This is a genomic window from Stenotrophomonas sp. STEN030 (assembly GCF_056759995.1).
In genome coordinates this window covers 1-11,188 of record NZ_JBRREB010000086.1, presented here as the reverse complement: position 1 = coordinate 11,188, position 11,188 = coordinate 1, and the positions used below count along the sequence as shown (strand labels likewise).

The 11,188-nt window shown below is 59.6% G+C and carries 10 protein-coding genes; 3 read left to right on the top strand and 7 right to left on the bottom strand.

The annotated features are described in order from the left end of the window. Nucleotides 1-1,542: 1,542 nt before the first annotated feature. The 6 genes from ACVOLR_RS19270 to ACVOLR_RS19245 form a co-directional block, all read right to left on the bottom strand. The gene (locus tag ACVOLR_RS19270) at nucleotides 1,543-2,046 is read right to left on the bottom strand and encodes a hypothetical protein (protein ID WP_481537865.1); all 504 of its coding nucleotides are present in this window, start codon (nucleotides 2,044-2,046) and stop codon (nucleotides 1,543-1,545) included. A gap of 65 nt (nucleotides 2,047-2,111) precedes the next feature. Then, nucleotides 2,112-2,369 carry an energy transducer TonB family protein gene (locus ACVOLR_RS19265; protein WP_481537867.1) on the bottom strand — a complete coding sequence of 86 codons (258 nt, stop codon included), beginning with the start codon at nucleotides 2,367-2,369 and terminating at the stop codon, nucleotides 2,112-2,114. 121 nt (nucleotides 2,370-2,490) lie between these two features. After that, nucleotides 2,491-2,838, bottom strand: a complete 348-nt coding sequence (locus tag ACVOLR_RS19260; RefSeq protein WP_481537864.1) for a ribonuclease E inhibitor RraB — start codon at nucleotides 2,836-2,838, stop codon at nucleotides 2,491-2,493. A 59-nt stretch (nucleotides 2,839-2,897) separates the two neighbouring features. Then, nucleotides 2,898-3,530 carry a DUF998 domain-containing protein gene (locus ACVOLR_RS19255; RefSeq protein WP_481537863.1) on the bottom strand — a complete coding sequence of 211 codons (633 nt, stop codon included), beginning with the start codon at nucleotides 3,528-3,530 and terminating at the stop codon, nucleotides 2,898-2,900. 78 nt (nucleotides 3,531-3,608) lie between these two features. Continuing rightward, nucleotides 3,609-4,121, bottom strand: a complete 513-nt coding sequence (locus ACVOLR_RS19250) for a DUF2314 domain-containing protein (RefSeq protein ID WP_481537862.1) — start codon at nucleotides 4,119-4,121, stop codon at nucleotides 3,609-3,611. A 763-nt stretch (nucleotides 4,122-4,884) separates the two neighbouring features. Next, nucleotides 4,885-5,142 carry an energy transducer TonB family protein gene (locus ACVOLR_RS19245; RefSeq protein ID WP_481537866.1) on the bottom strand — a complete coding sequence of 86 codons (258 nt, stop codon included), beginning with the start codon at nucleotides 5,140-5,142 and terminating at the stop codon, nucleotides 4,885-4,887. Nucleotides 5,143-5,716: 574 nt separating this feature from the next. Here ACVOLR_RS19245 and ACVOLR_RS19240 point away from each other — a divergent pair. Further along, entirely contained in the window at nucleotides 5,717-6,742 is a 1,026-nt protein-coding gene (locus ACVOLR_RS19240) for an integron integrase (RefSeq protein ID WP_481537861.1), read from the top strand. A gap of 9 nt (nucleotides 6,743-6,751) precedes the next feature. Here ACVOLR_RS19240 and ilvD read toward each other — a convergent pair whose 3' ends face one another. Further along, the gene (gene ilvD, locus ACVOLR_RS19235) at nucleotides 6,752-8,590 is read right to left on the bottom strand and encodes a dihydroxy-acid dehydratase (RefSeq protein WP_481537860.1); all 1,839 of its coding nucleotides are present in this window, start codon (nucleotides 8,588-8,590) and stop codon (nucleotides 6,752-6,754) included. 520 nt (nucleotides 8,591-9,110) lie between these two features. On the opposite strand from ilvD, the gene ACVOLR_RS19230 reads away from it, so the two are divergent. Continuing rightward, the gene (locus ACVOLR_RS19230; protein ID WP_481537859.1) at nucleotides 9,111-9,674 is read left to right on the top strand and encodes a DUF1190 domain-containing protein; all 564 of its coding nucleotides are present in this window, start codon (nucleotides 9,111-9,113) and stop codon (nucleotides 9,672-9,674) included. A gap of 4 nt (nucleotides 9,675-9,678) precedes the next feature. Further along, on the top strand, nucleotides 9,679-10,866 hold the full coding sequence (locus ACVOLR_RS19225) for a glutathionylspermidine synthase family protein (RefSeq protein ID WP_481537858.1): 1,188 nt from the start codon (nucleotides 9,679-9,681) through the stop codon (nucleotides 10,864-10,866). The last annotated feature ends 322 nt before the right edge of the window (nucleotides 10,867-11,188 follow it).

The following is an 11,188-nucleotide window of genomic DNA, read 5'->3' as shown; positions in this document are numbered from 1 at the left end:
GAACAGTTGGAACTGTTACCCGGAGCCGACCAGTGACTTGCCAATGTTGCTGCTGAAAGAAGAAAGGCCAGCCAACCCAGAACACCACCGCCTAACTCTGGAATTAAGCCGCGCCGCGTAGCGGCGTCGGCTTGAATGAACTGTTAGGCCGCACCGTAGCGAACTTTGCGCCTGCGGTAAACGGCTACTGATACAACTGAGAACACTACGCAACCCAGCAACGGAACCCAAGCAAGCCCGACGAAATTTTGTACAGCCGCCAGGCCCTGTGAGGGCTCTTGCCCAAGCCCGATGCCGTCGCGAAATTGCCAGCATGCCCAAGTCCAGACTAGCAATGAGAGACTAGAGCAAGTTAGGGCGGCTCGAAGAGATGCCAGCGAACGGCGGGCGGTAAGCCATACAAGACAGACTAAAGAAGCGAGCACTGGAACAAGCAGAATTAGAAGAAAATCGCTCATCTTTCTAGGCGGCCTAACACCTGAATTAAGCCGACCTGCGAAGCAGGTTCGGCTTGAATGAATTGTTAGGCCCCAGCCAGGGACTGCCAGAACCCAGCCCACTCTTGCGGCTCGGGATACTTTGCCCGAACAGACAAGCGAACTGCACGAACTTGGCGAGACCACCAAGCATCAAAGCTGTCTCGATATGCCTCTCCCAAGCCCATCCGCCAGCCAGAGGACTTGCGAGGAAGATTGGGAAATTTGACCCACGGCGGATGCATGTACCCATCAGTGTCCAAGTCAGGGATTGGCGGATCTGGCCAAGAGCCTACTTTGGGATTCGCGTCATTGCTCATGTGGGGCCTAACTCTGGAATTAAGCCGCGCCGCGAAGCGGCGTCGGCTTGAATGAACTGTTAGGCGGCTGCGGCCCTTACCGCTCCCCGGGCCAATGCTGCCTTGCTTGTGCAACCCAATGCGAGCCGATCATGCCACAGCTTGCGGGATGGAGCTTGCCCCGGAAACCTTGCCGAGCGCTACCGGCGAAGTGCGATGAAATGATTGCGGTGGGGCAGTGAAGCGTAAGACGAAATGGCGAGCTTGCCGATGCCAGGAGCAGTTGGCGCTGCTGCCCGGAGCCGGCCGGTGACTTGCCGATGTTGCCGCCGAAAGAAGAATGGCCAACCAACCAAACACACCGCCGCCTAACTCTGGAATTAAGCCGCGCCGCGTAGCGGCGTCGGCTTGAATGAACTGTTAGGCGGCTGCGGCTCTTACCGCTCCCCGGGCCAATGCTGCCTTGCTTGTGCCACCCAACGTGAACCGATGATGCCACAGCTTGCGGGATGGAGCTTGCCCGAGAAGCCTTGCCGAGCGCTGCCGCCGAAGTGTGATGAAATGATTGCGGCAGGACAGTGAAGCGTAAGGCGAAGTGGCGGGCCTACCGGCGCTAGGAACAGTTGGAACTGTTACCCGGAGCCGACCGGTGACTTGCCGATGTGGCTGCCGAAAGAAGAAGGGCCAGCCAACCCAGAACACCGCCGCCTAACTCTGGAATTAAGCCGACTCGCGAAGCGAGTTCGGCTTGAATGAATTGTTAGGCGTCAATCGAAGTCGATGACGCAAAGAAACCACCATAAACCTTTGGCGCCCTGCCAACAAAAGTACGACTTGGAAATCGTAGCTTGGCTGGTAAGTACTGACCATTCTGGATCATCCATGCGGAGGACCAGAAGTTCATCAAATGGCTCCGGGAAGAGCGCGGCCACTCCATTTTCCACGAGATGCCTGCCTTCTTGCTTTGGCAGGCTCCCCTGGCCATGGCACCCGCCCTGAACAAGCACAGATGTAAGTGACCCCTCGAACTCCAAGCGATCCAGTGCTGATGCGGCGCGCCGTGAGGCGCAGACCTGGCCGAGCTTGGAGAGTGCGACCTCAAACTCACTTGTTTGAGACAGTTCCTCTAGCGGAAAGTCGACTCCTTCAAAGTAGGGCTTAGTCGAGGCGGTGCCCTTCATTAACACGGAAATCACGTCGCCGCATTCTTGTAGTGCAGAGTGTAGAGAGGCTGAAGCTGGCTTTTCGAACAACCGCCGGAATGTGTCCATGACGCCTAACTCTGGAATTAAGCCGACTCGCGCAGCGAGTTCGGCTTGAATGAACTGTTAGGCGGCTATAGGCTGCCAAGCTGGAAGTCGAATGGAACCTTTCGTGTTCGGGAAGCCGAATCCGCCGAGTAGCGCCACTTTGCCACCGTGGATTGCGCGACGCTAGGCCAAGCTGAGTGGCCAGATGATGAAAGTACCGTGGAGGAACGAACTGAACCGTCCGGATCGATCTGCAGCTCCAGCACAACTGCGCCACCGCGCAGCTCTGTAATTCGAGGTGCGTCTGGCGCCGGGCAATAGATGAGATCTGGGTCTGACGACATGCACGAGTTGTGAGGTGTGGTAGCACCCGCCGCCAGTGAAAAGAACAACCAGTGGAAGTTCATAGCCGCCTAACGCCTGAATTAAGCCGACCCGCGAAGCGGGTTCGGCTTGAATGAATTGTTAGGTGCGCGCCGCTTGGACGACGCACCCCCACCCATCGTAGTCGAGCCCGAACAACTCACAAACACAGGCCATGAAGCCTGACACGGATTGAATGGCGTGCTGCTCAATTGGCATGTTGACGACAACCAGGACAACCGGCGAATCCTCCGAGCCTTGCGCTGTAGCAACGCCGTACTGGTGGTCGTTGATGAAATCTGCGACGACCGTTGCCTTTTCCGCGGACGGGGACTTGAGCAAGAACTCGACGTCGCGGGGAACGCTGAAGCGATCTCCTTGTGCGTCCAGCTTGCGGAGCAAGTCCGTGTCTGAGACTGCTGTGGCTATCAATACATCGAGTACTGCCATAGCGCACCTAACTCCAGAATTAAGCCGAGCCGCGCAGCGGGTTCGGGTTGAATGAACTGTTAGGCCAAAGCCCGGCGAGCTTGCTGGCCTGACGAAACGAGTGTCCAGGCGATCAGGACGAGCGATACCGCCATCGCGACATCAAGCAATCGCTGTATCAAGCCCCTCCATGGTTCGACATCCGGCTGGATCATGATCATAAAAACCACTGGAAAGGCGACTCCGACCAAAAGCATAAAGGCGCGGCGCCACTTGAACGCTCTGAATTTAGGGGCTAGCGAGATCAAAGCAATGCCGACACCCATGCCAAAGTAAGTCACGATTGCGTACAAATTGTGAATGATTTGGCTAGTTGAACCCTCAATTGGACAGCCGGCATCACATGGAGCGAATAGCGCAAGGAAGAATGAGGCAGGAAGTGACCACAAGAGCCAGAAGCCTAACCGGCTAGCTCCAGATACTTGAACGAGTGGAGAGGCCGAGATAAGGAAAGCTGACAGGAGAACAGAAGTAACAAGGAAGCCTGCATAAGTGAGTGTGTTGGCCTGATCCGTCCCTGTTGCGTTGTACTCGCTCACGAAGTTTGATAGCTGCGAATAGCCGGGCTTTATGGCGCTACCAATAAAATAGAAACCAATTACGTACAGAATTGATAAGAGCAGTAGCAGGCGAGTGAGTTGTGCTCTGTCCATGGGTCTCCGATAGCCTATCTTGTGGCCTAACTCCGGAATTAAGCCGACCCGCGCAGCGGGTTCGGCTTGAATGAATTGTTAGGGGGCAGGCAGCGGTGCATAGCTTCTTGCCCCGATGTACCCATCAAACGATTGACGCTCGCCTTCGGGCAAGCGGCTCCTCTGGACACGCAGAGAATAGCCACCATGCATCACGCCAGAAATGATTGCCGCCCAGTCTCCTACTTGGTCATTGGGTACGAAGCGGCGCGATCCAGGAGTCAACTCCGGGAATTCTGGCGGAGCCTCAAATACGTAAGCATTAAAGCCAGAGTCGGTAGCGCTCTCAACGCTAAGCCAGAGCCACATACCGTCGCCCTTTGGGTCAGCGATGTAGGTCTTGACCATCGGCGGTGCATCGGTGATTGGGGAAGCCGCGAGCAAAGTCCGAAAATGGCGAAGTGATCCGTTAGCAGCCTTCGCTGCCTCTGCGAGTTCCCGGTTAGGCATAGCCATAAACAAAGGTTGGTTTTGCACCTGCTCGAACTTGCTAGCTGCTCCGGCCGGACCAAACCCAAACAAGCCCAGAAGTAGCCCAATGACGTTTCCCACGCGATTCACTCTCCCTGCCCCCTAACTCTGGAATTAAGCCGACCCGCGAAGCGGGTTCGGCTTGAATGAATTGTTAGGCGGCTGTGGCCACTTATCAACCCTCGGACCAATGCTGCCTTGCTTGTGCAACCCAACGCGAACCGATCATGCCACAGCTCGCGGGATGGAGCTTGCCCAGGAAGCCTCGCCGAGCGTTGCCGCCGAAGTGCGATGAAATGATTGCGTTGGGGCAACGAAGCGTAAGACGAAGTGGTGAACTTACCGATGCCAGGAACAGATGGAGCAGCTATCCGGAGCCGACCGGTGACCTGCCGATGTTGCTGCCGAAAGAAGAAGGGCCAGCCAACCCAGAACACCGCCGCCTAACTCTGGAATTAAGCCGACTCGCGAAGCGAGTTCGGCTTGAATGAACCGTTAGGCGGCTGCAGCCAATTGCACAACCCATGGCCAACGCTGCCCTGCTTGTACAACCCAACGCGAGCCGATCATGCCACAGCTCGCGGGATGGAGCTTGCCCAGGAAGCCTTGCCGAGCGTTGCCACCGAAGTGCGATGAAATGATTGCGGCAGGGGAATGAAGCGTAAGGCGAAGTGGCAAACCTGCCGATGCCAGGAACAGTTGGAACTGTTACCCGGAGCCGACCAGTGACTTGCCAATGTTGCTGCTGAAAGAAGAAAGGCCAGCCAACCCAGAACACCACCGCCTAACTCTGGAATTAAGCCGACTCGCGCAGCGAGTTCGGCTTGAATGAACTGTTAGGCGGCTATGGGCTGCCAAGCTGGAAGTCGAATGGAACCTTTCGTGTTCGGGAAGCCGAATCCGCCGAGTAGCGCCACTTTGCCACCGTGGATTGCGCGACGCTAGGCCAAGCTGAGTGGCCAGATGATGAAAGTACCGTGGAGGAACGAACTGAACCGTCCGGATCGATCTGCAGCTCCAGCACAACTGCGCCACCGCGCAGCTCTGTAATTCGAGGTGCGTCTGGCGCCGGGCAATAGATGAGATCTGGGTCTGACGACATGCACGAGTTGTGAGGTGTGGTAGCACCCGCCGCCAGTGAAAAGAACAACCAGTGGAAGTTCATAGCCGCCTAACTCTGGAATTAAGCCGACTCGCGAAGCGAGTTCGGCTTGAATGAACCGTTAGGCGGCTGCAGCCAATTGCACAACCCATGGCCAACGCTGCCCTGCTTGTACAACCCAACGCGAGCCGATCATGCCACAGCTCGCGGGATGGAGCTTGCCCAGGAAGCCTTGCCGAGCGTTGCCACCGAAGTGCGATGAAATGATTGCGGCAGGGGAATGAAGCGTAAGGCGAAGTGGCAAACCTGCCGATGCCAGGAACAGTTGGAACTGTTACCCGGAGCCGACCAGTGACTTGCCAATGTTGCTGCTGAAAGAAGAAAGGCCAGCCAACCCAGAACACCACCGCCTAACTCTTAGTAGACCGCCTAGAAGCGGCATAAACCGGAGTATGCCCACTTCCGCTTCGGTTTTAAACCGGAGAATTCTCACAGAGAAACAACAGCTTACGAGATTCTCCAGCCCGCATCGCCATATCAAGCTCCAAGCTCATTGCCGCTCGGAAGCAGTGATATGGAATACACCCCTGTCTCAGCAGGCGTAAAAGCAGCTAAACCCCAACGATTACTGGATCGGGTCAGGGAACATATCCGGGTCCGTCACTACAGCTTGCGAACCGAGCAGGCTTATGTGGGCTGGGTACGGCGCTTCATCCTTGCCAATGGCAAACGCCATCCCCAGGAGCTTGGTGCCGCTGAAGTGGGAGACTTCCTGACCCGCCTCGCGACGGTAAGAAACGTGTCGGCTTCTACCCAGAACCAGGCGTTGTCGGCGTTGCTGTTTCTCTACCGCGTGGTGCTGGACATGGAGCTGCCGCGCCTGGATCAGGTGGTGCGTGCCAAGCGGCCGCGTCGCCTTCCGGTTGTTCTGTCACAGGAGGAGGTTGCGCGACTGCTGCAAGCCATTCCTGAGGGACAAACGGCAATGATGGCTCAATTGCTGTACGGCACGGGCATGCGCGTGATGGAGTGTGTTCGGCTTCGTATCAAGGATGTGGACTTCGGGCGCAATGAGATCTGTGTGCGTAGTGGCAAGGGCAACAAGGATCGACATGTGCCGCTGCCCATATCGCTCTGTGCGCGGCTGCTGCGGCAACGCGAGCGGGCGCTGCTGATACACCGCGCGGATCTCGACGAAGGAAAGGGCCGGGTACAGTTGCCCTATGCATTGGCACGCAAGTATCCGAATGCAAATGCAGAGCCGGGTTGGCAGTACCTGTTTCCTTCTGCCCGGCTTTCTACCGATCCGCGAACCAGGGCAATCGGGCGGCATCACGTCAGTGAAGAGCCGTTGCAGCATGCGGTGAAATCGGCAAGGGCCCTTGCAGGTATCGCAAAGCCCGCGACCTGCCACTCCTTGCGTCACTCCTTTGCGACGCACCTGCTGGAGGCCGGTCACGACATCCGCACTGTGCAGGAGCTGTTGGGGCACAAGGATGTCACTACCACCCAGATCTATACGCACGTGCTAGGGCGGGGCGCTGGAGGTCTGTTGAGCCCCTTGGACCGGCTACCGGGAGTGCAGCCACTCCCGGTGTGATGGCGGCAATCAGCCGTCCAGCAATGCCTTGTCGCGCACCGCACCCTTGTCGGCACTGGTAGCAAGCAGGGCGTATGCCTTCAACGCCGTGGTGACCTTGCGCGGGCGCGTTTCGGCCGGCTTCCAGCCCTTGGTGTCCTGTTCGCTGCGACGACGTGCAAGCTCTGCACCGTCGACCAGCAGGTTGATGCCACGCTGTGGGATGTCGATCAGGATGCGGTCGCCGTCGCGGACCAGGCCGATCGTGCCGCCTGCGGCTGCTTCCGGCGAACAATGACCGATGCTCAGGCCGGATGTGCCACCGGAGAAGCGACCGTCGGTGAGCAGGGCGCAGGCTTTACCCATGCCCTTGGATTTCAGGTAGCTGGTGGGGTACAGCATTTCCTGCATGCCCGGGCCGCCCTTTGGGCCTTCATAGCGGATCACCACCACGTCGCCGGCCTGCACTTGGTTGCCGAGAATGCCCTTTACCGCAGCGTCCTGGCTTTCGTAGACGCGGGCGTTACCTTCGAACACATGGATGGATTCATCCACGCCTGCGGTCTTCACCACGCAGCCATCAGCGGCGAGGTTGCCGTACAGGACGGCCAAGCCGCCTTCATTGGAGAACGCATGGGCCACGTCGCGGATGCAGCCTTCGGCGCGGTCCACGTCCAGCGAGGGCCAACGCGTGGACTGGCTGAAAGCCACCTGGGTCGGAATACCGGCAGGGCCAGCCTTGTAGAACTGGTGCACGGCCTGGTCCTGGGTCTGGGTGACATCCCATTTCGCGATGGCCTCACCCAAGCTGCGGCTGTGCACGGTGGGGGCGTTGGTGTGCAGCAAGCCACCGCGCGCCAACTCGCCGAGGATGGCCATGATGCCGCCAGCACGGTGCACGTCTTCGATGTGGTATTTCTGCGTGTTCGGCGCCACTTTGCACAGCTGCGGCACACGCCGCGACAGGCGATCGATGTCGCGTTGATCGAAGGCTACTTCGCCCTCCTGCGCAGCGGCCAGCAGATGCAGGATGGTGTTGGTGGAACCGCCCATGGCGATATCCAGCGTCATCGCATTTTCGAACGCTTCGAAGGTTGCGATGCCGCGTGGCAACACGTTGGCTTCTTCGCCGCCGTACCAGCGATGGCACAGCTCGACGATGAGGCGGCCGGCACGCTTGAACAGCGCTTCGCGGTCGCTGTGCGTGGCTACCACCGTGCCGTTGCCCGGCAGCGACAAACCCAGCGCCTCGGTCAGGCAGTTCATTGAGTTGGCGGTGAACATGCCCGAGCACGAACCGCAGGTGGGGCAGGCGCTGCGCTCGATCGCGGCCACCTGCTCATCGCTCACTTTGTCATCGCCGGCGGCAACCATCGCATCGATCAGGTCGAGCTTGTGGTCGGCCAGCTTGGTCTTGCCGGCTTCCATTGGGCCACCGGAAACGAAGACGGCGGGAATGTTCAGGCGTAGCGCAGCCATCAACATGCCCGGGGTGATCTTGTCGCAGTTGGAGATGCACACCAGCGCATCGGCGCAGTGGGCATTGGCCATGTATTCGACCGAGTCGGCGATGATCTCGCGGCTGGGCAGCGAGTACAGCATGCCGTCATGGCCCATTGCGATGCCGTCGTCCACGGCGATGGTGTTGAATTCCTTGGCTACGCCACCGGCTGCTTCGATCTCACGCGCCACGAGCTGGCCAAGGTCCTTCAGGTGCACGTGGCCTGGCACGAACTGGGTGAAGGAATTGACCACCGCGACGATGGGTTTGTGGAAGTCGCCATCGGTCATGCCGGTGGCACGCCACAGGGCGCGGGCGCCGGCCATGTTGCGGCCGGCGGTGGAGGTTTTAGAGCGGTATTCGGGCATGGGGGCGAGCTGGAACGGGCTGGCAGAAGTGCAGTGTGATTGATTCTGCATCAAGTTCCCGGTTGCAGCTGCAACCATTGGTTTGCGGTGGTTTGAGGGTGGAATGGGGCGGTTGGTTGGGGGCTGAAGGTTGCTTGGTCCGATTGGTGGAAGAGCCGGAGCGAAGCGAAGCCAGAAGCCAGAAGCCAGAAGCAGCCCTCCCCACCCCTCCCCTGCGCTGCGCGCAAGGGAGGGGTAAAGACGGCTCGCTCGCGGTCTGAACGAGCGCAGCAAACAGCACCCTCCCTTGCGCGCAGCGCAGGGGAGGGGTGGGGAGGGGTGCTCTGGTTTTTGTTCTTCCAACGCACCAACAGCGCCCACGCGCTGAATAACAATGCAAGCCCAGAAATACCCAAACCCCAGCCACCCCAAGCCTTTCCCAGCATCAGCTGAAAACCGATTCAGTTTCGAGAGTTTTCCGGTTTCCGCCTTGCAGGCTTCATCGGGCATTATTGGGAATCAAATTGACGGGGAACCGACCATGAAGCGATCCAAGGCCACCGCACTGGTGCTGATGAGCGCCGTGCCGCTGCTGCTGACCGCCTGCCAGAAGGAAGAGGCGGTGCAGACGCAGGAAGGGCTGTACACCTCGGTGGAAGCCTGTAGCGAAGCGACCGGCGATCCGTCCAGCTGCCGCGAGGCGTTTGCCACCGCGCAGAAGCAGTCGGCCGATGCCGCGCCCAAGTACGCCAGCAAGGAAGAGTGCGCCAAGGAATACCCGGCCGAGCAGTGCGTGCAGCAGCAGACCAGCGCCGGCACCTCGTTCATCGGCCCGATGATGATGGGCTTCTTCATGTCGCAGATGCTCAACGGCAGCCGTGGCGCCGTCGCCGCGCCGCCGGCATCGCAGCCTGCGTTCAAGGACAAGGCCAATGGTTGGGCCAAGCCCGCACCGGGCGGCAGTGGCGGTTTGAACACTGGCAGCGGCATTGGTGCAGGCAAGGCTGGGCTGGCGCCGGTCAACGCCACCCCGAACCGTGCCGTCACCGCCAGCCGTGGTGGTTTTGGCGCGCGTAGCGGCGGCCGCAGCAGCGTCGGCGGTTGATGCAGTGAAGCGCGTTGCAATTGCCGAGCGTGGTAACTGGAAGGCCCGTGCCGCAGAAGCGGGCTTTCGCTTCCACACCATCGACGGTGCGCCGTACTGGGATGAAAGCGCGTACTACGCTTTCACCCTGCGCCAGATCGAAAACGATATCGAAGACCCCAGCGCCGAGCTGCATGCGATGGCGATGGATCTGGTTGGCGAGGTGGTGGGTAGCGAAGCGCTGATGGCGCAGCTGGCCATCCCCGAGGCGTTCCGCGACTGGATCGCCGAAAGCTGGCGCCGGCGTGATCCGCACCTGTACGGTCGCCTGGATTTTGCCTATGACGGCAACGGCCCGGCCAAGCTGTACGAACTGAATTACGACACGCCGACGTCGCTGTACGAGGCATCGTTCTTTCAGTGGCAGTGGTTGGAAGATCAGCGCAACCGTGGCGCATTGCCGCAGCAGGCCGACCAGTTCAACTCCATCCACGAGACCTTGGTGGAGCGTTTCGCCGAACTGACCTCGCGCCTGCCGCCGCCGCTGTATTTCAGCGCGGTTGGCGAGTCCGAGGAAGATCAGGGCACGGTGGCCTATCTGCGTGATTGCGCGGCACAGGCTGGGCTGCATGCGGCGGCGATTGCCATCGAGGACATCGGCTTGTCGGCTGATGGCCGCTTCACCGATCTGGATGACGTGGTAATCGGCAGCCTGTTCAAACTGTACCCGTTGGAAGACCTGATGCGCGAACAGTTCGGCGCGGCGTTGCCGCGATCGGGCGTGCAGCTGCTGGAGCCCGCGTGGAAGGCCGTGCTGAGCAACAAGGGCATCTTGCCGTTGTTGTGGGATCGCCATCGTGGCCACCCGAATCTGCTGGAGTCCTATTTCGATGATGGCAGTGCCTTGCCGGCCGGTTGGGTACGCAAGCCATTGCATTCGCGCGAAGGTGCCAATGTGGCAATGCACATGAGCGACGGCAGCTGGCAGGAGAGCGAAGGGCCGTACAACGGGCCGAGTATCCGCCAGGCGTTCCATGCCTTGCCGGTGTTTGATGGCAATTACCCGTTGGTTGGCAGTTGGGTGGTGGGTGACCGCGCCTGTGGCGTTGGCATCCGCGAAGACAATAGCCGCATCACCCGCGACAGCGCCCGGTTCCTGCCGCACGCCATCATTGATGATGCACCGCAGGGCACGACCAGGATTTATCTGTAAGCAGTTGTTGTCTGAAATATCACTGTAGAGCCGAGCCATGCTCGGCTGAGGCTTTACCGGTGACGCCCCTGCCGAGCATGGCTCGGCACTGCATGACCCCGCCTTTGTAGGAGCGGCGTAAGCCGCGAAGCAGACGCAACATCAGCGGCGGCAAAGCCAACCCCTCCCCAACCCTCCCCTTCGCTGCGCGAAAGGGAGGGGGCAAAGCTGTAGAGCCGCGCCAAGCTCGGCTGGGGCGTTACCGGTGAAGTTACAGCCGAGCATGGCGCGGCACGACAGGAGGCATTGTTTGTAAGGCCTCTGCCGAGCAAGGCTCGGCACA

Bases quoted from the DNA above. Each gene is read 5' to 3' on its own strand.
- ACVOLR_RS19270 (WP_481537865.1), bottom strand. From the start codon at position 2,046: ATGGACACATTCCGGCGGTTGTTCGAAAAGCCAGCTTCAGCCTCTCTA.
- ACVOLR_RS19265 (WP_481537867.1), bottom strand. From the start codon at position 2,369: ATGTCGTCAGACCCAGATCTCATCTATTGCCCGGCGCCAGACGCACCT.
- ACVOLR_RS19260 (WP_481537864.1), bottom strand. From the start codon at position 2,838: ATGGCAGTACTCGATGTATTGATAGCCACAGCAGTCTCAGACACGGAC.
- ACVOLR_RS19255 (WP_481537863.1), bottom strand. From the start codon at position 3,530: ATGGACAGAGCACAACTCACTCGCCTGCTACTGCTCTTATCAATTCTG.
- ACVOLR_RS19245 (WP_481537866.1), bottom strand. From the start codon at position 5,142: ATGTCGTCAGACCCAGATCTCATCTATTGCCCGGCGCCAGACGCACCT.
- ACVOLR_RS19240 (WP_481537861.1), top strand. From the start codon at position 5,717: ATGGAATACACCCCTGTCTCAGCAGGCGTAAAAGCAGCTAAACCCCAA.
- ilvD (WP_481537860.1), bottom strand. From the start codon at position 8,590: ATGCCCGAATACCGCTCTAAAACCTCCACCGCCGGCCGCAACATGGCC.
- ACVOLR_RS19230 (WP_481537859.1), top strand. From the start codon at position 9,111: ATGAAGCGATCCAAGGCCACCGCACTGGTGCTGATGAGCGCCGTGCCG.